The organism is Streptomyces sp. GbtcB6, assembly GCF_019091475.1.
GTDB classification, from domain to species: domain Bacteria; phylum Actinomycetota; class Actinomycetes; order Streptomycetales; family Streptomycetaceae; genus Streptomyces; species Streptomyces hyaluromycini.
Map to the genome: position 1 here is coordinate 50735 of NZ_JAGXJL010000043.1, position 25385 is coordinate 76119.

Here is a 25385-nt window from a genome sequence, read left to right on the forward strand (position 1 = left end):
GTCAATCAGTGGTTATGCCTTTTGCCTGTTGCGGCGGTTGTTGATGAGCATCGATGCCAGGACGAACAGTACGGCGACCAGGAACATGGCCGTACCGATGACATTGATCTGGACGGGCGTGCCGCGCTGTGCCGAACCCCAGACGAACATGGGGAAGGTGACGGTGGAGCCCGCGTTGAAATTGGTGATGATGAAATCGTCGAAGGAGAGCGCGAAGGAGAGCAGCGCGCCCGCCGCGATTCCGGGGGCCGCGATGGGGAGGGTGACCCTGACGAACGTCTGCACCGGTCCGGCGTAGAGGTCCCGGGCCGCCTCCTCCAGGCGCGGGTCCATCGACATCACGCGCGCCTTGACCGCGGTGACGACGAAGCTGAGGCAGAACATGATGTGGGCGATCAGGATGGTGTAGAAGCCCAGCTGGGCGCCCATGTTGAGGAACAGGGTGAGCAGCGAGGCCGCCATGACGACCTCGGGCATCGCCATCGGCAGGAAGATCAGCGAGTTCACGGCGCCGCGGGCCCGGAACCGGTAGCGGACCAGTGCGAAGGCGATCATCGTGCCGAGGACGGTGGCGCCGATCGTCGCCAGGGTGGCGATCCGGAGGCTGATGGAGAGCGAGCCGCACATGTCGGCGACCCCGCACGGCTGCTTCCAGGCGTCGAGCGAGAACTGCTGCCATTCGTAGTTGAAGCGCCCCTTCGGTTTGTTGAAGGAGAACACCGTGACGATGACGTTCGGAAGGAGGAGATATCCGAGGGTCAGCAGTCCCGCGATGACGACGAGACGCTTCTTGAACCAGTTGACGAAGGGCATTTAGACCAAGTCCTCCGTCCCGGACCGGCGAATGTAGATGGTGACCATGAGCAGGATCGAGGCCATGAGGATGAAGGAAAGGGCGGCCGCCGTCGGGTAATCGAGAATCCGCAGGAACTGCGTCTGGATCACGTTTCCGATCATGCGGGTGTCGGTCGAGCCGAGGAGTTCGGCGTTGACGTAGTCACCGGCCGCCGGGATGAAGGTCAGCAGCGTGCCGGAGACCACGCCCGGCATCGACAGCGGGAAGGTGACCTTCCGGAACGTCGTCCACGGCTTGGCGTACAGGTCGCCGGCCGCCTCGTGCAGCCGTCCGTCGATCCGCTCCAGCGAGGTGTAGAGCGGCAGGATCATGAACGGCAGGAAGTTGTACGTCAGACCGCAGACGACGGCGAGCGGTGTGGCCAGCACGCGGTCGCCGGCCGTCCAGCCGAGGAAGTCGGTGACGCTCAGGATGTGCAGCGAGTTCAGGACGTGCACGACCGGGCCGTTGTCGGCGAGGATCGTCTTCCAGGCCAGGGTGCGGATCAGGAAGCTGGTGAAGAACGGCGCGATCACCAGGATCATGATCAGGTTCCGCCAGCGGCCGGCGCGGAAGGCGATGAGATACGCCAGCGGGTAGCCGAGCAGCAGACACAGCACGGTTGCCGCGGCCGCGTAGAAGACGGACCTGAGGAACTGCGGCCAGTACTCGCTCAGCGCGTCCCAGTAGGTCACGAAGTGCCAGGTGACCTTGTAGCCCTCTTCCAGGGAGCCCGTCTGGATCGACGTGGACCCCTGGTAGATCATCGGCAGGGCGAAGAAGACGACCAGCCAGAGGATGCCGGGCAGCAGCAGCCAGTAGGGGGTCCACTTGCCGCGCTTGCGCGGAGCCTTCTTCGTCTCGGGTTCGGCGGCCGCCGGCGGCGAGGGCGCCTCGGAGAGCGTGGCCATCAGGCGGCCTCCTCCTCGGTGCCGGCGTCGATGTCCTGGGCGGCGTCGAGGCCGAAGGTGTGGGCCGGGCTCCAGTGCAGGACGACGTCGGCGCCGGGGACGAGCCGTCCGTCGCGCTCGACGTTCTGTACGTACACCGCGAATTCGTCGCAGACCGGGCTGTCGATGACGTACTGCGTGGAGACGCCGATGAAGCTGGCGTCGACGACCTTGCCGGTGATCCGGTTGCGGCCCTCGGGGATGGAGCCCGCGTCGTCCGCGTGCGTGAGGGAGATCTTCTCGGGCCGGACCCCTACCAGCACCTTGCCGCCGGTCGTGGTCGGCGCCGAACATCGCGCCTCGGGCAGCACCAGCTTCCCGCCGCCGGCCTTCAGGATGATGTCGTCACCGTTCTTCGTGTCGACCTCGGCCTCGATGAGGTTCGAGGTGCCGAGGAAGTTGGCGACGAAGGTCGTGTTCGGGTTCTCGTAGAGGTCGGCCGGGGAACCGAGCTGCTCGACGCGCCCCGCGTTCATCACGGCGACCGTGTCGGCCATGGTCATGGCCTCCTCCTGGTCGTGCGTGACGTGGACGAAGGTGATGCCGACCTCGGTCTGGATCCGCTTGAGCTCCAGCTGCATCTGACGGCGCAGCTTGAGGTCGAGGGCGCCGAGCGGCTCGTCGAGGAGGAGCACCTTCGGGTGGTTGATGAGCGCGCGGGCCACGGCGACACGCTGCTGCTGGCCGCCGGAGAGCTGGTGCGGCTTCTTGCGCGCCTGCTCGCCCAGCTGGACCAGCTCCAGCATGTCCTCCACCTGCTTCTTCACGCTCTTGATGCCGCGCCGGCGCAGGCCGAAGGCGACGTTCTCGAAGATGTCGAGGTGCGGGAAGAGGGCGTACGACTGGAAGACCGTGTTCACCGGCCTCCGGTACGGCGGCAGATGGGTCACGTCCTGGTCGCCGAGGTGCACGGTGCCGCTGGTCGGCTCCTCGAGCCCCGCGATCATCCGCAGGGTGGTGGTCTTGCCGCAGCCGGAGGCACCGAGGAGGGCGAAGAAGGAGCCCTGCGGCACGGTCAGGTCCATCGGATGTACGGCGGTGAAGCCGTTGTCGTAGGTCTTGCCGATGCCGGTGAGGCGGACGTCGCCGCTGTTGTCTGTCGTCATTGTGTCGTCACGCCCCTGTGAGCTTCGCGAACTTCTGCTGGTAGGCCGTCTCTTCCTTCGAGCTCAGCGAGCGGAAGGCGTGGGACCTGGCCTGCATGGCCTTGTCGGGCACGATCAACGGGTTGTCGGCCGCCGACTTGTCGATCTTGGCAAGGTACGGCTGCACGTCCGCGACCGGGCTGACGTAGTTGATGTAGGCGGCGAGTTCCGCGGCCGGCTCGGGCTCGTAGTAGTAGTCGATGAGCCGCTCGGCGTTCGTCTTGTGGCGCGCCTTGTTCGGGACCAGCATGTTGTCGGTCGACGTCATGTAGCCGCTGGCCGGGATGACGTAGGAGACGTCCGGGTTGTCGGCCTGGAGCTGCACGATGTCGCCGGCCCAGGCGACACAGGCGGCCAGGTCGCCCTTGCTGAGGTCCGAGGTGTAGTCGTTGCCCGTGAAGCGGCGGATCTGGCCCTTGTCGACGGCCTTCTGCAGCCGGGCGATCACCGAGTCGTAGTTGTCGTCGGTGAACTTCGCCGGGTCGATGCCCATGTCGAGCATGGTCATGCCTATGGTGTCCCGCATCTCCGTCAGCAGGCCGACCCGGCCCTTGAGCGCGGGGTTGTCGAGCAGGTCGGAGACCGACTTCACCTCGACGCCGTTCAGCGCCTTCTTGTTGAAGGCGACGACCGTCGAGATGCCCTGCCAGGGGTACGAGTAGGCCCGGCCCGGGTCCCAGTCGGGGCTGCGGAACTGGTCCGACAGGTTGGCGAAGGCATGCGGCAGGTTCGACGCGTCCAGTTTCTGGACGTAACCGAGCCTGATCATGCGGGCGGCCAGCCAGTCGGTGAGGACGATCAGGTCCCGGCCGGTGTCCTGGCCGGCGGCGAGCTGCGGCTGGATCTTGCCGAAGAACTCGTCGTTGTCGTTGATGTCCTCGGTGTACTTCACCGTGATGCCGGTCCGCTTGCGGAACGCGTCCAGGGTCGGATGGTTCTTCCCGCTGTCGTCCACGTCGATGTACTCGGGCCAGTTGGAGAAGTTGACGACCTTCTCCGTGGCCGAGTGGTCGTCGGCGGAGACCCCGCCCTGGGACTTGCCGGCCGCGGGGATGCCGCAGGCGCTCAGCGCCCCGACGCCGCCCACCGCGAGCGCGCCGCCCAGGAACGACCGGCGGGCCAGGGCGGCCCGGCCGGTGCGGAGGCTGCGCCGCATGGCGGCCACTTCTACCGGGGTCGGGCGGTCGGGCTCGTACTGCCTCATGCGCTTGATGCCCTTTCGGGAAGGGGGCCGTGACGAACGGCCGAAGATGTGACTATCGGTCCCCGAAGATCGTGCGGTGCCAGTCCTTCCGCGCCACCGCCGTATTGTCGAACATAACGTGCTTGACCTGGGTGTACTCCTCGAACGAGTACGCCGACATGTCCTTGCCGAAGCCGGACGCCTTGTAGCCGCCGTGCGGCATCTCGCTGATGATCGGAATGTGGTCGTTGACCCACACGCACCCCGCCTTGATCTCGCGGGTCGCGCGGTTGGCCCGGTAGACACCGCCGGTCCACGCGGAGGCGGCCAGACCGTACGGGGTGTCGTTGGCCAGCCGGATGCCCTCATCATCACTGTCGAACGGGAGAACGACCAGCACCGGACCGAAGATCTCGGACTGGACGATCTCGCTGTCCTGCGGCGCGTCGGCGACCAGGGTCGGCCGGTAGTACGCACCGCTCTTCAGCTCCCCTCCGGGAGCCTCCCCGCCGGTCACCACGCGCGCGTAGCCGCGCGCCCGCTCGACGAACCCGGCGACCCGGTCCCGCTGGGCGTGCGAGATCAGCGGCCCGAGGTCGGTACCGGGAGCGAACGGGTCCCCTAGCCGCACGGTCTCCATCAGGGCGGCCGTCCCCTCCACGAACGCCTCGTAGAGCGGCCGCTGCACGTACGCGCGCGTGGCGGCGGTGCAGTCCTGCCCGGTGTTGATGAGCGCCCCCGCGACGGCCCCGTGCACGGCCGCCTCCAGATCGGCGTCGTCGAAGACCACGAAGGGCGCCTTGCCGCCGAGCTCCAGGTGCAGCCGCTTGACGGTCGCGGTGGCGACCTCGGCGACCCGCTTGCCGACGCCGGTGGACCCCGTGAAGGAGGTCATGGCCACGTCGGGGTGCCCGACGAGGTGCTCACCGGCCTCCTTGCCCGTCCCGGTGACGATGTTGATGACACCGTCCGGGATACCGGCGAGAGTGGCGGCCTCGGCGAACAGCAGCGAGGTCAGCGGGGTCAGCTCGGCGGGCTTCAGCACGATGGTGTTGCCGGCCGCGATCGCCGGGAGGATCTTCCAGGCGGCCATCTGGAGCGGGTAGTTCCAGGGCGCGATGGAGCCGACGACACCGATGGGCTCGCGGCGGATGTAGGAGGTGTGGTCACCGGAGTACTCGGCGGCGGCCTGCCCCTGCAGATGCCGGGCGGCCCCCGCGAAGAACGCGGTGTTGTCGATGGTCCCCGGTACGTCGAACTCGCGCGTGAGCTTCAGCGGCTTGCCGCACTGGAGGGACTCGGCGCGGGCGAACTCCTCGGCGCGGTCGGCGAGCACGGCGGCGAACCGGTGCAGCGCGTCCGAGCGGTCGCCGGGGGTGGTCGCGGCCCAGCCGGGAAAGGCGTCCCGCGCGGCGGCCACGGCCCGGTCGACGTCCTCCGGGCCGGCCAGCTCGTACGTGTACACGTCCGCGCCGGTGGCCGGGTCGACGACGGCGTGCGTACGGCCCGACGTGCCCTTGGCGAACCGTCCCGCGATGTACTGCGCGCCGCCCGCGAGCCGTTCCTGCGCGGGGAAGGTATCCGGGGTGGCGGTGCCCGGGTTGTCCATGTCGGTTCTCCTCCGCCGTCACCCCGTCCCGAGAGGCGGGTGGCGTAGCTCCAGCTGGATTTGACTGCCGATCCTGACAGAGCAGGGGGCGACCAACAAGTGATTCCGTTGTTGCCTTTTGGTTACGCGACGGAATCTGTCGACCAGGTGTCGAGTCAGCAGGGAAAAGGCGGGACGGAGTGTCAGTGGTGGCTGCCAGACTGGCGTGCATGGCGAAGATCGATTCTGTGGAGACCCTGATCAGGGTGGTCCAGACGGGGGCCAGGATCAGGTACCTGCACTTCTGGGGCCACCGGCCGAGGCCGGACGGGCAGGTCTCGGCGAGCTGTCTGAGCCAGTGGTGGCCGTCACGCTTCGTGGTCGACGGTGTGGAGTACGCGACCGCCGAGCACTGGATGATGGCAGGAAAGGCCCGGCTCTTCGGGGACGCGGAGGCGGAGCGGGCGGTCCTGGCGGCGGGGCACCCCGCCGAGGCGAAGAAGGCGGGCCGACTGGTCCGGGGCTTCGACGAGGCGATATGGGAGCGGGAGCGCTTCGAGATCGTGACCGAGGGCACCGTGCACAAGTTCGCCGCCGACGCCGGGCTACGGGCCTTCCTGCTGGCGACCGGCGACCGGGTCCTGGTGGAGGCGAGCCCGGTGGACCGGGTATGGGGAATCGGCCTGACGGCGACGGACGCGGCGGCGGAGGATCCGGCACGGTGGAGGGGGCTGAACCTTCTGGGGTTCGCGTTGATGGAGGCGCGGGAGCGGTTGCGGGTGGCGGGGGCGTAGAACGATGAGGGGGTGGGGCTTCTGACCGACGGAACTGGTCCCACGCAAAGGGGCGCGGGGCTGTATCGATATGCGGCTCCGCCGCGTGGGCGCGACCGGCCCCCACCGCGCCGCACCCGACCACCCACCGGTCCGCCCGAGCTATTGGCTCCCCTGGCTCCCCGCCACCACGATCAGCGTGATGAACGCCGCGGCGAGCACCAGCCCCGCCGACCCGCAGATGATCCCCGCGAGCGCCTGCCCGCCGTTCGTCGCCACGCCCCGCTTCACCCGGGCCCGCCCGATCGACCCGAACACGATGGCCAGCACCCCCATCACCAACGCGACCGGCGCCACGCAGAACCCGATCGCACTGATGATCCCGGTCACCATGGCGGCCGTCCCCAGCCCGTTGTCGGGTGCCGGCTGCATCCCGGGCCAGCCGCCGTACCCCCCGGGCCCGGCCGCCGGATACGACGGCAGCGGCTGGCCGGGATAGCCGTATCCGGGCGCGAGCGGGGCGGAAGCAGGGCCACCGGGGTAGCCGTAGGGAACCTGACCGGGCCCGTTCGGGGCGATCGGCGGCGGAGGCACCGCCGCGCTCTGCGGCTGCTGAGGCTGCTGCGGCGCGGGCGGGGCGTAGGGGTTGGGCGGCGGTGCGGCGGGATCCGGCGCCGCGAAGGGGTTCGCCGGCGGAGCCGGGCGCGTGTCGGACGGCGCGGCGAAGGGGCTGGCCCAGCCCTGCGGCGGTGCGCCGGCGGGGGCGTCCGGCCCCGGTATCGCCGCGACCGTCCGCTGGTCATGAACCGCCGGCGGTATCACCGGCGCCTCCGCCCCGGCCCCCTCCCCGGCGTCCTCCCCCTTGTCCAGCCGTACCTTCGGAGCCTCCGGCACCTCGTCAGCCATCGTGTGATGTCCCCTCTCCTGCACGCATGCCGCCGCCATGCTACGTCCCGGCCCCCGGCCGGATCCCGGCCCGGCCTACGATGACCACGAGTCACCGATCAGCCGATCACCGCGTCGGGCCCCACGGCCGTACCCCGCCGTAGGCGGCCCGCGCCGTTCCGGGGAGGAACCCTTGTCCGACCGCCACGCCGAACCCGCCGCCCCGCGCGATGTGCACGCCTTCATCGCCGGACTGCCCAAGGCCGAACTGCACGTCCACCACGTCGGCTCCGCCTCCCCCCGCATCGTGTCGGAACTCGCCGCCCGGCACCCCGACTCCAAGGTCCCGACCGACCCCGAGGCCCTGGCCGACTACTTCACGTTCACGGACTTCGCCCACTTCATCGACGTCTATCTGTCGGTGGTCGACCTGATCCGCACACCCGAGGACGTGCGGCTGCTCACCTACGAGGTGGCCCGTGACCTGGCCCGCCAGCAGGTGCGCTACGCCGAGCTGACGATCACCCCGTTCTCGTCCACCCGGCGCGGGATCGACGAGCGGGCCTTCATGGACGCCATCGAGGACGCGCGGAAGGCGGCGGAGGCCGAGTTCGGCACGGTGCTGCGCTGGTGCTTCGACATCCCCGGCGAGGCGGGTCTGGAGGCCGCCGAGGAGACGGCACGGCTGGCGACGGACGACCGGCTCCGCCCGGAGGGCCTGGTCTCGTTCGGTCTCGGCGGCCCCGAGATCGGGGTGCCCCGGCCGCAGTTCAAGCCGTATTTCGACCGGGCCATCGCGGCCGGCCTGCGCTCCGTCCCGCACGCGGGCGAGACCACCGGCCCCGGCACGGTCTGGGACGCGCTGACCCACCTGCGCGCCGAGCGCATCGGCCACGGCACCAGCTCCGCGCAGGACCCGAAGCTCCTCGCCCACCTGGCCGAGCACCGCATCGCGCTGGAGGTCTGCCCGACCTCGAACATCGCCACCCGCGCGGTCCGCACCCTGGAGGAGCACCCGATCAGGGACTTCGTCGCCGCCGGTGTCCTGGTCACGGTCAACTCCGACGACCCGCCGATGTTCGGCACCGACCTCAACAGCGAGTACGCGGTCGCCGCCCGTCTCCTCGGTCTCGACGAGCGCGGCATCGCGGACCTCGCGAAGAACGCGGTGGAGGCGTCCTTCCTGGACCTGGCGGGCAAGGCGTCGGTCTCGGCCGAGATCGACGCGTACACGAAGGCGTGGCTCGCCCCCTGACGAGCCCCTGCGGAACCGCTGCGGAGCCCTGAGACCATGGGCTCATGCAGACCGTGACCGCCGTGGCCCACCGCGGCGACCCCTACCGCTTCCGCGAGAACACGCTCGACTCCCTGCGTTCCGCGCTCCGCCGGGGCGCGGACGCGGTGGAGACCGACGTACGGCTCACCCGTGACGGTGTTCCCGTCCTCCTGCACGACGAGACGCTCAAGCGGTTGTGGGAGCACGACCGCCCGCTGCGCACCCTGTCGGCGGACGAGGTGCGCGGCCTCACCGCGGGCGGTGTCCCGACCCTCGCCGAGGCGCTGGCGGCGACGGAGGGCAGCCGGGTGATGCTCGACCTGCCCGGGGACCCGAGCGAGCGGGCGGTGGCGAGGATCGTGGCCGTGGCCCGGGAGTGCGGTGCGACGGAGCGCGTCTACTACACGGGGGACGCCGTCACGATGCTGGCGGTCCGGGCCGCCGACCCGTCCGCCGAGATCGCCCTGACCCGCAAGACCCTGGCCCCGGCCCGCCCCGCGCTCCTGGACGCGATCCGCCCCCGCTACCTCAACTACCGCTTCAGCCTGCTCGACCCCGAACTGGTCGAGCACATCCACCACAGCGGCTACTTGATCTCCTGCTGGACCCCGGACACCCGCCGCTCCCTGCGCCGCCTGCTGGACACGGGCGTCGACTCGATCACGACCAACAGGGTCGACGTACTCAACGCCCTCCGCTGAACGCGCCCCGAAAGGGGCGCGGGGCTGTATTTGATATGCGGCTCCGCCGCGTGGGCGCGACCAGCCCCCACCCAGCCGCACTAGACCCGCGACCGCTGCGCAACGGTCGCCGGATCACTGGGCACCGACCGCGTCACATACTGCGGAACCGGCGCCGAATCCTTCCCGTCGTCCCGCACCAGCCCATACCGAGTCGCCCCGTCCGGAGGCCCGTACAGCACGTCCTTCTCCACCGCGTCCCACGACGACGGAAAGACGCTCACCCCGTAGTCGGCCCCCCGCTCGTTCAGCGTGAACGTCACGCTGCCGTCGACGTAGTAGTACTCGTTCTGCCACATCTGCTGCGCCCCCGACGGCAGCACCGCGTACCCCACCGCCGAGTTCCCCATCCCCGTCGCGGACGTGTCCGTCGTACTCACCCGGTCGTCCATCCGCCGCCCGCCCCCGGACGCCACATGGAAGATCTTCCCCTTCAGCCCGGTCCAGGACGGCATGACCAGGCTCCCGGCCCGGTACTGCGGTGAGATCTGCCAGCGGACCAGCACATAGCCCTGTCCGCGGAGCGTCACGCTGTCGCCGCGGTGGTTCAGCACCGCGTGCGCCCCGCCGCTGCTGGTGATCCCGCCCTCCGGCCGGTGCGGCAGCGCACCCGGCCTGGTGTCCGGGGCCGGCGCCGTGTCGACCGCGTCGACGACCGAGCCGTAGACCGCCGTGCTCGCCGAAGCCGACGGGGACGGCGAGGTGGAAGGGGACGGCGAGGCGGTGGTGACCGGCGCCTGCGGTACCGCACTCGTGACCGCCGCCGTCGGCGACACGGCGGCGGTCCGCGGTGCCGGGTCGTGCGGCGTCTGTACGACGACATACGCGCCGCCCGCCACGATCGTCGCCCCGGCGGTCACCGCCACCGCCGGTTTGGTCAGCGCGCCCAGCACCTTCGCCGACCAGCCGGCGGACGCGGAACCGGCCGCGGCCGCCGTCTTGCCGCCGAGCACCAGCGACAGTGTGAAACCGACCGGGACCGGCACCAGGGCGATCCCGACCAGCAGCCGGTCCGCCGGTACGACGGAGTCACGGGTGTCTCCGCAGTAGCCGCAGCCCCGGATGTGCCGGGCCAGCCGCTTGCGCCAGACGGAGTCGGGCCGCCCGTCCCAGCGGGCGGTCAGCTCGCGCAGTTCGGGGCAGGCCCCGTCCAGGGCGCGCACGATGCCGCGCGAGGTCTCCAGCCGCTCCTTCATCCGCTGGACGCGGACGGCGGCGTGCTGCCGGCTGATGCCGACGGCCGCCGCCAGTTCACGCCGGGTGAGTTCGCCCGACACCTCCAGCCACCACAGCGACACCAGCTGCCGGTCCTCGGCGTCCAGCCAGCGCACGGCCTCCGCGACCTCCCGCCGCTGGCCCTCCAACTGGAGGCGCAGCACGGTGAGTTCGGCGAAGTCGGCGGTGCCGTCCGGGACCGCCTCGTCCAGTTTCCGGTCCCGTCTGCGGCGCGCCCGGTCCCGGATCTGCCGCATGGCGATGGCCACCAGCCAGGACCGGAAGCTGTCCGGGTCGCGCAGGGTGCCGAGGTTGTCGACGGCGCGCAGCATGGTCTCCTGGACGACGTCGTCGACGTCGGCGTGGCCGTTGAGGGCGCGCCCGACCACGTTGTAGACCAACGGCAGCCAGCCCTCGACCAGTTCGTCCAGCGCACGCCGGTCGCCCGCCTGCGCGGCCGCGACCGTGGCCCGCCACTGCCGCGACAGCTGCACGTCCGTCCTCATAACCGCACCTTCTCAGCCGGGGCGGTGGCTTTGGCAATGTCGGGGATCACAGTGTGGAGACGGAGCGCGGGGTTCCGGGATAACACTTTTTTCGCCCTAGGTTCCCCGCGGCCCGCCCCCCCCTAGGGGTGAACCCTCTCAACTCCCCTATTTGTCGGGCCAGTTGATGGGTGACGGCTCAGGGGGGCGGGCCCTCCTCACCGACGATCCGGCCGGCCGCCGTCCCCCCGGAGGATGTCCGGGTCCCTTCTCCCAACCTCTCTCCTGGAGCTCACGTATGCGTGTCCAGACCCGGAGCACCGCCCTTGCCGCGTCCCTCGTCCTGGCCCTCACGGCCGGGCCGCTGGCCGCGCCCGCCTTCGCCGCGGCCACCCCCGCGCGCGCCTCCGCGCCGGCCGCTCCCTCGGCTCCCACCTCCACGGGCCCGGACGCGGGCGCGCTGCGCGCCGCGATCGCCGGGCTGCCCGACGCGGACGCCACCGCCGCGCTCGTCCGGGTGGGCGGTACCGACGGCGTCTGGCGCGGCAGCGCGGGCGTGCACGACCTGGCGAGCGGCCGGGCGGCGGACCCGGACGCCCGCTTCCGCGCCGGTTCCACGACGAAGGTGGTGACCGCGGCGGCCGTACTGAAACTGGCGGCGCAAGGGCGGATCGACCTCGACCGGCCGGTGCAGCAGTACCTCCCGGGTATGTTCACCCCGGCCTTCCAGCCCATCACGGTGCGGCAGTTGCTGAACCACACCAGCGGCATCCCGGAGGGCGACGGCTGGGGCAACTCCTTCGAGGCGCAGTACGCGCACCGCTTCGACACGCTCACCCCGCAGCAGGTCGTGCGGTCGGCGGTGGCGAAGGGGCCCGAGTTCGCGCCGGGCACCCGGCAGGACTACCTCAACATCAACTACACCGTGCTCGGGCTGCTGATCGAGAAGGTGACCGGGCGGTCGTACGCCTCGGTGGCCGAGCGGCTGGTCCTGCGTCCCGCCGGGATGCGGGACACCTACTTCCCCGGCACCGACCCGCGCATCCGCGGCCCGCACAACCACGGCTACCAGAAGGTGACGAAGGCCGACGGGACGACGGAGTTCCTGGACGTCACCGAGTGGAACCAGGCGGACCGGTTCGCGGCCGGGGACATGATCTCCACCACCGCGGACCTGGAACGGCTGCTCACCTCCCTCTTCCGGGGGCGGATCGTGCCGCCGGGACCGCAGCTGGAGGAGATGTTCACGGTCCCGGCGAACATCGAGGGCGCCACCTACAGCGCCGGGCTGCAGCGCTTCGCGTACGAGGGCCGGGTGTACTGGGTCAAGTCGGGCTCCCGGTACGGCTACAGCGCGGCCATCGCCGGGACCCGGGACCTGAGCCGGACCCTCGTCTACTCCGTCGGCGCGACCGACGCGAAGGGCGTGGACACGAACCCGGTCGCCGAGCGGATCGTCCTCGCCGCACTCACGCGGGGGTGAGGGCGAGCGCGCCCGTGTAGGTGGTGCCCGGGGTGAGGGCGGTCGGCGTGCCGTCGCCCGTGGGGATGACCGGCCCTTGGTACCCCGGTACCAGTCGCCCGCCGAAGATTCCCCCGGGGTCCCAGGGCCCGGGGCCGTCCCGCTCCTACCTTCGACAGCAGACACCGCGACGAGTCCGGCCGCGGCCCAGTGCGAGGCAGGAAGGCCCAGCTCCATGATCGAAGCGCGCGAACTGACAAAGCGGTACGGCGACAAGACCGTCGTCGACCGTCTGAGCTTCACCGTGAAGCCCGGCGAGGTGACCGGCTTCCTCGGCCCCAACGGCGCGGGCAAGTCCACGACCATGCGGATGATCGTCGGCCTGGACGCCCCCACCCACGGCTCGGTCACCGTCAACGGCCGTTCCTACGCCGGGCACCCCGCGCCCCTGCACGAGATCGGCAGCCTCCTGGAGGCCAAGTCCGTCCACCCGGGGCGCAGCGCGGTCAACCACCTCCTGGCGCTCGCGTACACGCACGGCATCGCGCGCAGCCGCGTCGACGAGGTCATCGAGCTGGCCGGGCTCACCAGCGTGGCCGGCAAGCGGGTCGGCGCCTTCTCGCTCGGCATGGGCCAGCGGCTCGGCATCGCCTCGGCGCTGCTCGGCGACCCGGCGATCGTGATGCTCGACGAACCGGTCAACGGCCTCGACCCCGAGGGCGTGCTCTGGGTCCGCAACCTGCTGCGTCAACTGGCCGACGAGGGGCGGGCCGTGATGCTCTCCTCGCACCTGATGAGCGAGACCGCGCTGATCGCCGACCATCTGGTGATCATCGGTCGGGGCAGGCTGCTCGCGGACACCACGGTCGAGGACTTCACCCGGGAGGCGGGCGGCGGTGGCGTGAAGGTCGTCACCGGCGAGCCCGCGAAGCTGCGCTCGCTGCTGGCCGGACCCGACGTCACGATCACCTCCTCGTCCGCCGAGGAGCTGCTGGTCGGGGGCCGGGACGCCCGGGAGATCGGGACGATCGCCGCCCAGCACGGCGTACCGCTGTACGAACTCACCCCGCAGGCCGTCTCCCTGGAGACGGCGTTCATGGACCTCACCCGGGACGTGGTCGAGTACCAGAGCGCTCCGGCCGGCACCGCGCGAAAGGCCGCCTGATGACCGTCACCAGCATCGCCACCGCCCGCCCGACGCCGTACAAGGTGACCGGCCGCCGGGTGCTGCGCTCGGAGTGGGCCAAGTTCTGGTCGCTGCGCTCCAGTTGGATCACCCTCGCGGTCGCCGTTTTCCTGCTGGTCCTGTTCGGGACGATCGCCAGCTACACCTACAGCGCGGGCACCACGCCGGGCGGCCCGCCCGGCCGGAGCAGCGGCGCGAGCGACGCGGTCAGCCTGGCCCTGACCGGTGTGACCTTCGCGTCGCTGGCCGTGGGCGTGCTCGGGGTGCTGCTGTCGGCGGGCGAGTACAGCACCGGCATGATCCGCTCCACGCTCACCGCCGTCCCGCGCCGCCTCCCGGTGCTGTGGGCGAAGGCCGCCGTGCTCGGTCCGATCGCCCTGGTCCTCACCACGCTCGGTGCGCTGGCCGCGTTCGGGCTGGGCTCGCCCGGTCTGGACGGCGAGAAGATCTCCCTGTCGCTCGGCGACGACGGGGTGCTGCGCAGCCTGGCCGGGGCCGGCCTCTACCTCGGTCTGGTCGCCGTCTTCGGCGTGGCCCTGGGTGTGCTGCTGCGCAACTCCGCCGGGGCCATCGCGTCACTGGTCGGCATCCTGCTCATCCTGCCCGGGCTGGCCACGCTGCTGCCCAACTCCTGGCAGGACACCCTCAGCCCCTACTTCCCGAGCAACGCGGGCCAGGCGGTGTACGCCCTGCACCAGTCCTCCGACGCCCTCTCGTCCGGGGCGGGCCTCGCCGTCTTCGCCGGCTGGGTGGCGCTGACCCTGGCCGCGGCGGCGTACCGGCTGGCCAGGACCGACGTCTGAGCCGGGGCGGACGCAGCGGATGCGCCGGACGCACCGGACACCCCCGACCCCGAGGGCACCAGCCCCGAGGACACCGGACCCGAGGACAATGGTCGGCATGAGTCCGCCGCACCGCGCGGCAGCCGCCGGGGACACCGCCCGGGGGACGGCCGACGCGCCGTCCCCCAGGTTCGACGCGGCCTGGGCGCACGCCTGGGCGCATCCGCTGCTGGGCCGGATGCTGCGCGACCGCAGCCGCCGGCGGCAGCTGGACCGGCGGCATCCGTGGCTGCTGGACACCGCGCTGGTGCTGTTCATGCTGCTGGTCAGCCTGCCCGACCTGCTGATGGTCGACCACAACTCCCCCTTCGCGCACACGACCGCCCCGGACACGCTGCCGACCGGCGTCCTGTGCGCCTTCATCGCCGCGCTGGTCCTTCCGCTGTGGTGGCGCCGTCGGGCCCCGGCCGTCGTGTACTTCACGATCCTCGCCGTGAACCTGGTCGAGTGGTCGGCGGGGCTCTGGCTGCGGGCCGGCACCGCCACGCTCGTCGCCCTCTACACCCTGGCCCGCAACGGCTCCCTGCGCGTGCTGGGCTGGTCGGTCGGGCTGAGCGTCGTTGCGCTGGCCCTGGCTGCCAACGTCCTGGCGCCGATCGACCATCCGCTGCTCGGCACCTTCTTCCTGCTGGGCTCGCTGACCGCGGCGGTCGCCGTCGGCCTGACCGTCCGGATCCGGGGGCTCTATCTGGCGGCCCTGGAGGACCGCGCCCGGCAGCTGGAGATCGAGCAGGAGCAGCGGGTACGGCTCACCGCGGCCGCGGAGCGCTCCCGGGTCGCGAGGGAGATGCACGACATCGTCGGCCACAACCTCTCCGTGATGGTCAGCGTCGCCGACGGCGCGGCGGTCCTCGCCGGCAACCGGGGCGAGCGGTCCGCGGACGCCCTGCGGATCCTCGGCGACACCGGCCGGCAGGCGATGAGCGAACTGCGCCGGGTCCTCGGCGTGCTCCGCGAGGGCGCCGACGAGGAGCGGCCGCTCGCGCCGCAGCCGGGGATCGGGGACCTGGACCCGCTGCTGGCCCGGGTCCGGGCGGCGGGACTGCCGGTGACGTACCGGACGATGGGCGACCCGGACGCGCTGGGCGACGGTGTCCAGCTCACCGTCTACCGGATCGTCCAGGAGTCGCTGACCAACACCCTCAAGCACGCGGGTCCGGGCGCGTCCGCCGAGGTGACGGTGGCCGTCACGCCGGGCGAGGTACGGGTCGAGGTCGCGGACACCGGCACGGCACCGGAGCCGGAGCCGTCCGACGACACCGCAGGTCACGGCCTGGTCGGCATCCGGCAGCGGGCCGCGATGTACGGCGGCACGGTCGTCGCCGGGCCGCGCGAGGGCTGCCCCGGCTGGCTGGTCGACGTCGTCCTCGACGTGCCCTCGGCCCCGCCCGCACCCCCTACCGCGCCGGCTCCGGGAGAGCAGTTGTGACGACCGTACTGATCGCCGACGACCAGCCGCTCCAGCGGATGGGTGTGCGGATGCTGCTGGAGGGCACCCCCGGTCTGGAGCCGGTCGGTGAGGCCGAGCACGGCGCGGCGGCCGTGCGGCTCGCCGCCGAACTGCGGCCCGACGTCGTCCTCATGGACATCCGGATGCCCGGCATGGACGGGCTGGAGGCGACCCGGCGGATCGTCGCCACCGGCGGCCGTACCCGCGTCCTCATCGTGACCACCTTCGACCTCGACGAGTACGCGTACGACGGGCTGCGCGCCGGGGCCAGCGGCTTCCTGCTCAAGGACGCCCGTCCGGAGGAGCTGGTCGCGGCCATCCACGCGGTGGCGAGCGGCGACGCCGTGGTGGCCCCCTCGCTGACCCGGCGCCTCCTGGACGCCTACGCCCACCGGGTGCTGGCGCCCACCGCCGCCGTCGAGGACCCCCGGCTGCGCTCGCTGACCGACCGCGAGCGCGAGGTCCTGGTCGCCATCGGCCTGGGCTGGAACAACACCGAGATCGCCGAGCGCCTCGTCCTCACCGAGTCGACCGTCAAGAAGCACGTCGGCCGGGTCCTCGCGAAGATCGGGGCGCGCGACCGGATCCAGGCCGTGATCACGGCGTACGACGCCGGACTGGTCCGCGCCAAGTAGGCGGACCGCCGCTCCCGGCACCGGCCCGGCAAGCAGTCGGACCCCCCTCTCCCGGTGCGGCGTCTCCAGGCGTAGCATGTGAACGAAACTGTTTCGTTCACGGAACGGACCTCGCATGGAGAAGACAGGCATGGTCTCCGTACTCGTCGTCAACGACCAATCCCTCCAGCGCCTCGCCCTGCGCATGCTCCTCACCGCCGAGCCCGGCCTGACGGTCGTCGGGGAGGCGGCGGACGGGGACGAGGCGATCCGTGCGAGCGCCGCGCTCCGCCCCGACGTCGTCCTGATGGACAGCCACCTCGCCCGGGCGGACGCGATCGACACCATCCGGCGCATCGCCCGCCCGGCCGCCCGGACCCGCACCCCCGGCTTCACCGGCGAGGCGGCCGTCTCCCGGGTCCTGGTGCTGACCGCGGCCGAGCAGGAGGCGGACGCCTGGGCGGCCCTGCGGGCGGGCGCCGGCGGCTTCCTGCTCGACGACGCCGACCCGGCCGAACTGACCGCCGCCATCCGGGTGGTGGCCGCCGGCGACGCCGTCATCACGCCCGGTCTGACCCGCGCGCTCATCGACGCCGTCCGCCAGCAGCACACCGTCCGCCCCCTCCCCCGCACCTCGGGACTCGGCACCCTCACCGAGCGCGAGCGCGACGTCCTGATCGCCGTGGCCGCCGGCTGGACCAACGCCGAGATCGCGCAGTGGCTGTCCATCGCGCCGACCACCGTGAAGACCCACGTCAGCAACGTCCTCGCGAAGATCGGCGCCCGGGCCCGGGTACAGGCGGTGACCTTCGCCTACGAGTCGGGCCTGATCCGACCGGCGGCCTGAGCGACAGCGCCCCCAAAGGGGCGCGGGGCCTTACCGATATGCGGCTCCGCCGCGTGGGCGCGACCAGCCACGACGGCGCCGCAGACGGCAGCGGTTCGGCAGCGACCCCGAAGGGGCGCGGGGCCCTACCGATATGCGGCTCCGCCGCGTGGGCGCGACCAGCCACGACGGCGCCGCAGACGGCAGACGGCAGACGGCAGATCGCGGCACTTCAAGCGGAACGCTCAGAAGCTCTCGCCGCCCAGCGCCTTGATGAACGCCAACGGGTTCCAGTACTCGCGGTACTTGACGATCTTGCCGTCCTTGAACGTCACGAACGTCGCGTAACTCATGTCGTACGGGTTCCCGTTGGCCAGCACCCGGCCGGTGACGCTCCAGTCGGCGACGGCCACATCAGGGTCGTCGGTGGCGTGGATGGTCGCCGACGTGATCCGGTGCACGTCGATGAGGTCGGGGTAGCCCTTCAGGTACTCGTAGACGGCCGCCCGGCCCTCCAGCCGGGTGGGGCTGCCCTCGGGGGCGAAGGGGAACTCGACGACGACGTTCTCGTCGCACTGGTCCGCCCAGGCCTTCATGTCCTTGGAGAGGAAGATGTCGAGGCTGCGCCGCACCAGGTCGGCGGCGGTAAGGGTCTCGCTCATGGTTCGTTCCCATCGTGATACGGAGTGGGCCACGCATTAATGTGGCTAGCCACATAATTACTTGGCCGGCCACATAAGTCAAGCGGTCCACGGTTCACGTGAACAGGCCGCCGCCGTCCACGGTCAGGATCTGGCCGGCCAGCGCCTCGGCGGCGTCGCTCGCCAGGAAGCCGACCGCCGCCGACACGTCCTCGGGTGTCAGCGCGCGGGGCAGCGCCTGCCCGGCCCGCGAGGCCTCGAAGGCGGCGTCCGGCTGGTAGGCGGTGGACGCGGTCCGGGTCAGCCCGGGCGCCACTCCGGTCACCGCGATCCCGTACTGCCCGAGCGAGGCGGCGAGCGACCGGGTGAGGCCGATCAGCGCGCCCTTGCTGGTCACGTACGCCAGCAGATCCGGGCTCGGCGGCTTCCAGAAGGTGTCGGAGACGATGTGCACGATCCGGCCGAAGCCGCGCTCTCGCATCCCCGGCATGAACGCCTGGGCGAGCAGCACCGCGGACTCGACGTTGACCGCCTGGACCCGGCGCCAGGCGTCCAGGTCGACGGTCTCCACGTCCATCAGATCGGTGGCGGCGGCCGCGTGCACCAGCACGTCGCACCGCCCGTTCTCGGCCAGCACGCGGCGCGCGCCCGCCCGTACGTCCTCGGCGTCGGCCAGGTCGCAGACGATGTCGCCGGCGCGGTCCAGGACCCGTACGACATGGCCGCGCCCGGTCAGCTCGCGCACGATGGCGCCGCCGATGGCCCCGGCCCCGCCCACGACGACGGCGACCCTGGGGGTGGTGGGGGTTTCAGACATCAAGTGCTCCTGACGATGGTGGGGGTGGGGCGGGGGAGGGTGCGGGCGGCGCATGCGCCGGTGCGGTACGTCGGCGGCTGCCCCTGCCGTCGACGTACCGCACCGGCCGTCTTTATTGCTCGCGTAAGCAACAATCTGGAGACACGAAACCCTGTCAGTCGTGGATGGCGCTGCCCAGGCCCAGGTCCAGCCGGAGGGACTCCACCAGCGAGAAGGCGCTGCTCTCGGTGAAGACGTCGGCCGCGGCGAGCGTGCCGGTGTACTTGGCCGCGACCGGGGCCGCCGCCTGCCGGCAGACCTCGTCGAGCCAGGTCTTGACGACGGCCCAGATGTTGTTGCCGTACTTCGCCGCGTAGACGCCGTAGTCGACGGTCCCGAGGGCCTGCTTGATCGACGTGGTCAGGTCGTCGATGTACTGCTGGTGCACGGTGACGTCGGCCCGGGTGCCGAGCCGCCCCATGTGACCGGCGATGTGGTGCTTCCAGGGGTACGACAGCGCCTTGGCCGGGGCGGCGAGGTAACCCTGGATGTCCTCGCTGTAGTTGAGCGCGCCGAACGGGGCCCAGCCCGGGATGTTGATGTCGACCAGCATCAGCGTGTCGTGGTGCGGGAACCGGATGTAGATGTTGTCCGGCGCGTGGTTGCTGCCGTGGTGCGCGAGTTCGACCCGCTCGCCGCCGACGTGCAGGGTGTAGCGGTCGGCGAAGGTTACGTCGGGCGCGGGCTTGTTCGGGTTGTTGTCGCGCAGCAGCAGCCGGCGGTTCTCCTCGTGCCCGATCCGGACCACATGGCGCCCGAAGAGCCCGGACGCGCCGACGTGGTCGGAGTGGTGGTGCGAGTGGACTATGTGGGTGACCTTGTTGCTGGTGCCGTTGGCGGCGGCGATCTCGTCGATCGCGCGCTGCAGGTTGTGGCCGATGGTCGGCGGGGCGTCGAACAGCACGACCCCGACCCGGGTGGTGAGGAAGGCGGCCTGGTAGTCGCCGTCGGTCACCCAGTAGAGATTGCGCTGGACGCGGCCCACGTAGTAGCCCTGGCTGTTCACCGCCGGGCCGAGGGAGCCCGCGGGCACCGGCGCGTAGTCCGGCAGACCGGCATCGGAGGATCCGGCGGCCGAGGCGTGCGCGGTGGCCGCCGAGGCCGTCGTCGCGGTGCCCCCGGCGACCAGGGCCGCGGCCGCCGGCACTGCGGTGGCCGCGGCGACTCTGGCGAGGAACGAACGGCGGTCGCTTCCGGATGCGGAGCTGGATGACATGTCGATTCCTTTCGGAACGGTTCCGGGCAGGCCAGGGCGATCCGCCCCATCGGCTCCCGCCCGGCGCAACGCGATTACCGTAGCCCCGAATAGCTTGCCTAAGCAAGCAACTTGTTTCCGGGTGCAGTGCGACCCCGGACATGCGCAGACCCTTGGCAGTCCGCCGGAGAACCGGCCTTCAACACCCGCTGCGACTAAGGTATTCCCAGCCCCGGAAGCAGCCGGGCGGCGAGTTTCCGCCCACCGCCGCCCGCCGTCGCCCACCACCGCCCGTCAGAAGAGGAGCGCCATGCCAGCCGCGAAGCCCGACCCGGTGATGCCTCGGCCCAGCCTCGTCGAGCGCGCCCCGGTCAGCTTCGGGCTCTTCGCGCTCTCCCGCGAACTGCACGGTTACGGCGCCGAACTCCTCCTGAAGCTCGGCCTGCACCCGGGCCAGGAACTGATCCTGATGCGGCTCTTCGACCGGGACGGCCAGACCCAGGCCGAGTTGCAGCAGGCGGTCGGACTGGACCACTCCACGGTCTCGCGGTCGATCCGCCGCATGGAGGACGCCGGCCTGGTCGCCCGGGCCCGCGCCGAGCACGACCGCCGGGCCTTCATCGTCTCGCTCGCCGCCGGCGGCGAGGCGCTCCGTGAGCCGCTCGCCGACCTCTGGACCACGCTCGACCGCCTCGCCACCGAGACCCTGCACCGGCTGAAGGGTGCCGACTTCCTCAGCACGGTCGCGGAACTCGAACGCGCCTACGCCACCGCCCGCCGCGGCTGACCGACGACGAACCCGGCCACCCGGTGCCGGCGGCGACGGCCGACAGGGCCGGAGCGGCGTAGCGGCGGAAGGGCGGAGAGGCAGGGAGCCAGCGAGGCGACGACTGCGATGCGCGCCACAGAAGGGCCGTGGTCCGCCGCCAGGAATCCGCGAAACACCCAGGTGATCCGCCACCCATGCGCGGGGCTCATGGATTACCCGCGTTCCAGGCATTGGACGCATGCATGTCCGACGGCCGAGGCTTGCCGGCATCACCAGTTCCCCGGAAGCGACTCGGAGCGTCCCGGACGCGATCCTGGAAGCGATACGGAAACGGCAAGGAGCCGATCATGACGACCCAGTGGAATGCCGAAGAGGGGCGCATCGAGACCACCGCCCGCGGCCGTGCCGTGCTCTCCCAGCCCCGCCTCAACCGGGGCACCGCCTTCACCCCGGAGGAGCGGCGGATGCTGGGCCTGGTGGGCCTGGTGCCGCCGGCGGTGCTGACCCTGGAGCAGCAGGCGGAGCGGGCGTACCGGCAGTACGCGGCGCAGCCGACCGATCTGGCCAAGAACGTCAACCTGACCGCGCTGCACGACCGCAACCAGGTGCTCTTCTACCGCCTGCTCTGCGACCACCTCGACGAGATGCTGCCCATCGTCTACACCCCCACCGTCGGCAAGGCGATCCAGCGCTACAGCAACGAGTACCGGCGCCCGGCCGGCGTGTACCTGTCGGTGCACACCCCGGAGGAGATCGAGGGCGCGCTGACGGCCTCCGGTCTGGGCCCCGACGACGTCGACCTGATCGTCGCCACGGACGGCGAGGCGATCCTCGGCATCGGCGACTGGGGCGTGGGCGGCATCGACATCTCGGTGGGCAAGCTCGCCGTCTACACCGCCGCGGCGGGCATCGACCCGAACCGCACCCTGGCGGTGATGCTGGACGTCGGCACCAACCGGCAGGAACTCCTCGACAACCCGCTCTACCTCGGCAACCGGCACCCGCGCGTGGACCGGGAGACGTACGACGCCTTCATCGACGCCTACGTCACCACCGCCCGCCGGCTCTTCCCGAACGCCCTGCTGCACTGGGAGGACTTCGGTCCCGCCAACGCCCGCCGCATCCTGGAGCGTTACCGCCCGACCGAGTTCACCTTCAACGACGACGTCCAGGGCACCGGCGCCGTCAACCTCGCCGCCGTGCTCTCCGGGGTGAAGGCCAGCGGGACTCCGCTGCGCGACCACCGGGTGGTGATCTTCGGCGCGGGCACCGCCGGCATCGGCATCGCCGACCAGCTGCGGGACGCCATGGCCGCCGACGGGCTGACCGCCGAGGAGGCCACCGCCCGCATCTTCGGCGTCGACCGCTACGGCCTGCTCACCGAGGACCAGCAGGACCTGCGCGACTTCCAGGTCCGCTACGCCCGCCCGGCCGCCGAGGTCGCCGACTGGCGGCGGGACGAGCAGGTGGGCGGCATCGCGCTGGCCGAGGTGGTCGAGCGGGTCCGGCCGACGGTCCTGATCGGCACCTCCGGGCAGGGCGGCTCCTTCACCGAGGAGATCGTCCGCACGATGGCCGCCCACACCGAGCGCCCGATCATCCTGCCGATGTCCAACCCGACGGACCTGGCCGAGGCGGTCCCCGCCGACCTGCTGGCCTGGACCGACGGCCGGGCCCTGATCGCCACCGGCAGCCCGTTCCGCCCGGTCGAGCAGGACGGGGTCCGCTACCTGATCGGGCAGGCCAACAACGCGCTGGTCTTCCCCGGCCTCGGGCTGGGCGCGATCGTCGCCCGGGCCACCCGGGTCACCGACGGCATGCTGGTCGCGGCCGCGCACGCCGTCGCCGGCCAGACGGACACCGACGGCCCCGGCGCGCCGATCCTGCCCCTCACCGACCAGCTGCGCGAGACCTCGGTGGCGGTCGCGGTGGCGGTGGCCCGTGCCGCGGCCGCCGACGGGGTGGCCGGCACGACCGTCGACGACTCCGTCGAGAAGCAGGTCAGGGCCGCCATGTGGCAGCCGGTGTACCCGCCGGTCAAGGCCGTCTGACCGGCCGGGACATCGCCCCGGGAGTCGTCCATGCCCCCGGCGCCTTGATACGGCCCGTCCCATGCGGCACGAGAATGGGGGCATGGATCTCCAGGTGCTCCGTTCCTTCCAGGCCGTGGCCGAGGGCATGACGGTCACAGAGGCCGCGGCCGCCGCCCACATCACCCAGCCCGCCCTCTCCCGGGCCCTGAACCGGCTGGAGAGCGAGGTCGGCGCGGAACTCCTCCAGCGGGTCGGCCGGGTGCTGCGGCTCACCCCGGCCGGGCGGGTGTTCAAGGAGTACGTCGACTCCGTGCTCGACAGTTACGACCGGGGGCGGCGGGCCGTGGCCGAGGTCGTCGACCCCGACGCGGGCGTGGTCTCGCTGGCCTTCCTGCACACCCTGGGCACCTGGCTCGTACCGAGGCTGGTCACCGGGTTCCGGCAGCGCTTCGCCGCCGTCCGGTTCGAACTGCACCAGGCGGACGAGAACGGCCTCGCCCAGCACCTCCTGGACGCCACCGCGGACCTGATCATCACCGGCAGGGACCCCGGCCACCCGCTGATCACCTGGCGCCGGCTCCTGGTCGAGCCCCTCTGGCTCGCCGTCCCGGCCCGCCACCGCCTCGCACAGCGCCGGCGCGTCCGGCTGGCCGAGGTCGCGGACGAGCAGTTCATCGTGCTCAAGCCCGGCTACGGCCTGCGCAGCGTCACCGAGACCCTGTGCCGCCAGGCCGGGTTCAGCCCCCTCGTCGGTTTCGAGGGCGAGGAGGTGGAGACCCTGCGCGGCCTGGTCGCGTCCGGTCTCGGCGTCTCCCTGATCCCGGCCGCGCCGGACGCCACCACGGATGCGGAGAGCAACCCGGACCTCCCCGTCCGCTACCTCAGGCTCACCGACGTGCAGGCCGTCCGGGACATCGGCATCGCCTGGCCGGCCTCCCGCACCCTGCCCCCGGCCTCCCGCCGCTTCATGGACCACGCCCTGAACACCGCGGCCCAGCCCTGACGGAACACGGTTGCACCGATACCGGAACCGGCGCGCCCGTATCGCCGGCGCCGTCTCACCACCAACGGCTGCTTCCTCGCCCGAGACTCCCCCGGCGACGCCCGGAGCGGAGCGGTCCCGGCGGCCGAGGCGGGTGCGGGCGGCCGAGGGGGGTGCGGTCCGTTCGTCGTCGTCTTCGAACGTCTCGCCCGGAGGGTAGACGAGTCGACCAATGTTGGTCAGAATCTCGACGCGGGCAAAAAATATGCCCCACATTCCGGGGTCGGCCGTCAGGAGGCCGACGCCAGTCCCTCGCCGCTCCGCGCTGCGAGCCCCCGCGCACGACGGGCACTCCCGTCACCCGCCACCGATGTCACATCCGCTTCGGGCTGATCCACCTCAGCGCCGGCAAGGGAGCTCACGACATGCAGGCCGCCTCTCCCCACCAGACGACACACGCACCCGGACAACTGCGCCGGGCGGTGACCTCCAGCTTCTTGGGAAGCGTCATCGAGTACTACGACTTCCTGCTGTACTCCACCGCCGCGGCGGTGGTGTTCCCGCACGTCTTCTTCTCCGACCTCAGCCCCACGGCCGCCACCCTCGCCAGCTTCACCACCTTCGCCACCGGCTACCTGGCCAGGCCACTGGGCGGAATCGTCTTCGGGCACTTCGGGGACCGGCTCGGCCGCAAGCGGATGCTCGTGGTGACGATGTCCCTCATGGGTGTCGCCAGCTTCCTCATCGGCGTCCTGCCCACATACGGCCAGGCCGGCACGCTGGCACCGGTCTGCCTGCTGCTCCTGCGCATCGTCCAGGGCGTGGCGGTGGGCGGCGAGTGGGGCGGCGCCGTGCTCCTGTCCGCCGAGCACGCGACCGGACGGCGCGGGCTGTGGGCGAGCTTCACCAACGCCGGGGCCCCCTTCGGCATGGCGGTCTCCACGGTGGCCATGTCGGCGACGTCCGCCGCGGTCGGCGAGGACGCCTTCCTCTCCTGGGGCTGGCGCATCCCCTTCCTGCTCAGCGTGGTGCTGCTGGCAATAGGCCTGTTCATCCGGGTGCGGGTCACCGAGACTCCGGTGTTCACCCGGGCGGAGAAGGAGCAGAAGACGCAGGCGTCGGCGCCACGCCGGTCGCTCCCTCTGTGGGACGTGCTGCGCCATCACCCCCGGGTGCTGCTGCTGGGCATCGGGGTCGGCCTGTCCGCGTTCGTCTTCCAGGGCACGGTGACCACGTACCTCATTTCCTACGCGGTGCAGGGCGGCTTCCCCCGGCAGACGGTGCTCAACAGCCTGGCGGTGTCCTCCACGCTGGCGGTGGCCGGCATCATCGGCTGGTCGGCGCTGTCCGACCGGCGGGGCCGGCGTCCGGTGGTCATGGCGGGCGCGGTGGCCGTGGGCGCCTACGCCTTCGCACTGTTCCCGCTGGTCGTTCACCGGTCACCGCGACCGGGT

The 25385-nt window shown here is 71.5% G+C and carries 23 protein-coding genes; 13 read left to right on the top strand and 10 right to left on the bottom strand.

Going from position 1 to position 25385, the window contains the following annotated elements:
- Nucleotides 1-12: 12 nt before the first annotated feature.
- The 5 genes from KVT45_RS42840 to KVT45_RS42860 are packed head-to-tail and all read right to left on the bottom strand — an operon-like array spanning nucleotide 13 to nucleotide 5722.
- The gene (locus KVT45_RS42840; RefSeq protein ID WP_217554922.1) at nucleotides 13-813 is read right to left on the bottom strand and encodes an ABC transporter permease; all 801 of its coding nucleotides are present in this window, start codon (nucleotides 811-813) and stop codon (nucleotides 13-15) included.
- Nucleotides 814-1746, bottom strand: coding sequence for an ABC transporter permease (locus tag KVT45_RS42845; protein WP_217554923.1), 933 nt, complete (start codon nucleotides 1744-1746; stop codon nucleotides 814-816). It abuts the gene before it with no gap.
- Complete coding sequence (locus KVT45_RS42850) at nucleotides 1746-2891, bottom strand: ABC transporter ATP-binding protein (protein ID WP_217554924.1); 1146 nt, start codon at nucleotides 2889-2891, stop codon at nucleotides 1746-1748. The genes KVT45_RS42845 and KVT45_RS42850 overlap by 1 nt, the downstream gene beginning before the upstream one ends.
- A gap of 7 nt (nucleotides 2892-2898) precedes the next feature.
- Nucleotides 2899-4134 carry a PotD/PotF family extracellular solute-binding protein gene (locus tag KVT45_RS42855; RefSeq protein WP_217554926.1) on the bottom strand — a complete coding sequence of 412 codons (1236 nt, stop codon included), beginning with the start codon at nucleotides 4132-4134 and terminating at the stop codon, nucleotides 2899-2901.
- 52 nt (nucleotides 4135-4186) lie between these two features.
- A complete protein-coding gene (locus KVT45_RS42860; RefSeq protein ID WP_217554928.1) occupies nucleotides 4187-5722 on the bottom strand; it encodes a gamma-aminobutyraldehyde dehydrogenase in 1536 nt (511 codons plus the stop codon).
- 209 nt (nucleotides 5723-5931) lie between these two features.
- Here KVT45_RS42860 and KVT45_RS42865 point away from each other — a divergent pair, with 209 nt between their 5' ends.
- Nucleotides 5932-6495 carry an NADAR family protein gene (locus KVT45_RS42865; RefSeq protein WP_217554930.1) on the top strand — a complete coding sequence of 188 codons (564 nt, stop codon included), beginning with the start codon at nucleotides 5932-5934 and terminating at the stop codon, nucleotides 6493-6495.
- Nucleotides 6496-6636: 141 nt separating this feature from the next.
- Here the strand turns inward: KVT45_RS42865 and KVT45_RS56900 are convergent, their stop codons facing one another.
- Nucleotides 6637-7380 carry a DUF4190 domain-containing protein gene (locus KVT45_RS56900; RefSeq protein ID WP_254648174.1) on the bottom strand — a complete coding sequence of 248 codons (744 nt, stop codon included), beginning with the start codon at nucleotides 7378-7380 and terminating at the stop codon, nucleotides 6637-6639.
- Nucleotides 7381-7417: 37 nt separating this feature from the next.
- Here KVT45_RS56900 and KVT45_RS42875 point away from each other — a divergent pair, with 37 nt between their 5' ends.
- Both KVT45_RS42875 and KVT45_RS42880 read left to right on the top strand, forming a co-directional pair.
- Nucleotides 7418-8614, top strand: a complete 1197-nt coding sequence (locus KVT45_RS42875) for an adenosine deaminase (protein ID WP_217554932.1) — start codon at nucleotides 7418-7420, stop codon at nucleotides 8612-8614.
- A gap of 44 nt (nucleotides 8615-8658) precedes the next feature.
- Nucleotides 8659-9336 carry a glycerophosphodiester phosphodiesterase gene (locus KVT45_RS42880; RefSeq protein WP_217554933.1) on the top strand — a complete coding sequence of 226 codons (678 nt, stop codon included), beginning with the start codon at nucleotides 8659-8661 and terminating at the stop codon, nucleotides 9334-9336.
- 80 nt (nucleotides 9337-9416) lie between these two features.
- Here the strand turns inward: KVT45_RS42880 and KVT45_RS42885 are convergent, their stop codons facing one another.
- A complete protein-coding gene (locus tag KVT45_RS42885; RefSeq protein ID WP_217554934.1) occupies nucleotides 9417-11096 on the bottom strand; it encodes an RNA polymerase sigma factor in 1680 nt (559 codons plus the stop codon).
- A gap of 277 nt (nucleotides 11097-11373) precedes the next feature.
- Here KVT45_RS42885 and KVT45_RS42890 point away from each other — a divergent pair, with 277 nt between their 5' ends.
- The 6 genes from KVT45_RS42890 (at nucleotide 11374) to KVT45_RS42915 (ending at nucleotide 17476) form a co-directional block, all read left to right on the top strand.
- Complete coding sequence (locus KVT45_RS42890) at nucleotides 11374-12558, top strand: serine hydrolase (RefSeq protein WP_217554935.1); 1185 nt, start codon at nucleotides 11374-11376, stop codon at nucleotides 12556-12558.
- A gap of 214 nt (nucleotides 12559-12772) precedes the next feature.
- Nucleotides 12773-13702 (top strand): ABC transporter ATP-binding protein, encoded by a 930-nt coding sequence (locus KVT45_RS42895; RefSeq protein WP_217554936.1) that lies wholly within the window; start codon nucleotides 12773-12775, stop codon nucleotides 13700-13702.
- Nucleotides 13702-14526 carry an ABC transporter permease gene (locus tag KVT45_RS42900; protein WP_217554937.1) on the top strand — a complete coding sequence of 275 codons (825 nt, stop codon included), beginning with the start codon at nucleotides 13702-13704 and terminating at the stop codon, nucleotides 14524-14526. The genes KVT45_RS42895 and KVT45_RS42900 overlap by 1 nt, the downstream gene beginning before the upstream one ends.
- Before the next feature lie 97 nt (nucleotides 14527-14623).
- Nucleotides 14624-15994, top strand: a complete 1371-nt coding sequence (locus KVT45_RS42905) for a sensor histidine kinase (RefSeq protein ID WP_217554938.1) — start codon at nucleotides 14624-14626, stop codon at nucleotides 15992-15994.
- Nucleotides 15991-16650: a response regulator transcription factor gene (locus KVT45_RS42910; RefSeq protein ID WP_217554939.1), complete on the top strand. Its 660-nt coding sequence runs from the start codon at nucleotides 15991-15993 to the stop codon at nucleotides 16648-16650. Before KVT45_RS42905 ends, KVT45_RS42910 begins: the two co-directional genes overlap by 4 nt.
- A gap of 130 nt (nucleotides 16651-16780) precedes the next feature.
- Complete coding sequence (locus tag KVT45_RS42915; RefSeq protein WP_217554953.1) at nucleotides 16781-17476, top strand: response regulator transcription factor; 696 nt, start codon at nucleotides 16781-16783, stop codon at nucleotides 17474-17476.
- A gap of 224 nt (nucleotides 17477-17700) precedes the next feature.
- Here KVT45_RS42915 and KVT45_RS42920 read toward each other — a convergent pair whose 3' ends face one another.
- The 3 genes from KVT45_RS42920 to KVT45_RS42930 form a co-directional block, all read right to left on the bottom strand.
- Nucleotides 17701-18117 carry a nuclear transport factor 2 family protein gene (locus KVT45_RS42920; RefSeq protein WP_217554940.1) on the bottom strand — a complete coding sequence of 139 codons (417 nt, stop codon included), beginning with the start codon at nucleotides 18115-18117 and terminating at the stop codon, nucleotides 17701-17703.
- Nucleotides 18118-18211: 94 nt separating this feature from the next.
- Nucleotides 18212-18913: an SDR family NAD(P)-dependent oxidoreductase gene (locus KVT45_RS42925; RefSeq protein ID WP_217554942.1), complete on the bottom strand. Its 702-nt coding sequence runs from the start codon at nucleotides 18911-18913 to the stop codon at nucleotides 18212-18214.
- Nucleotides 18914-19067: 154 nt separating this feature from the next.
- Nucleotides 19068-20168, bottom strand: a complete 1101-nt coding sequence (locus KVT45_RS42930) for an MBL fold metallo-hydrolase (protein ID WP_217554944.1) — start codon at nucleotides 20166-20168, stop codon at nucleotides 19068-19070.
- 289 nt (nucleotides 20169-20457) lie between these two features.
- On the opposite strand from KVT45_RS42930, the gene KVT45_RS42935 reads away from it, so the two are divergent.
- The 4 genes from KVT45_RS42935 to KVT45_RS42950 form a co-directional block, all read left to right on the top strand.
- Nucleotides 20458-20934, top strand: a complete 477-nt coding sequence (locus KVT45_RS42935; protein ID WP_254648175.1) for a MarR family winged helix-turn-helix transcriptional regulator — start codon at nucleotides 20458-20460, stop codon at nucleotides 20932-20934.
- A 329-nt stretch (nucleotides 20935-21263) separates the two neighbouring features.
- A complete protein-coding gene (locus tag KVT45_RS42940; RefSeq protein WP_217554946.1) occupies nucleotides 21264-22967 on the top strand; it encodes an NAD-dependent malic enzyme in 1704 nt (567 codons plus the stop codon).
- 82 nt (nucleotides 22968-23049) lie between these two features.
- Complete coding sequence (locus KVT45_RS42945) at nucleotides 23050-23952, top strand: LysR family transcriptional regulator (RefSeq protein ID WP_217554947.1); 903 nt, start codon at nucleotides 23050-23052, stop codon at nucleotides 23950-23952.
- A 404-nt stretch (nucleotides 23953-24356) separates the two neighbouring features.
- Nucleotides 24357-25385 (top strand): MFS transporter (locus KVT45_RS42950; RefSeq protein WP_217554949.1); only part of this gene is annotated, 1029 nt, incomplete at its 3' end.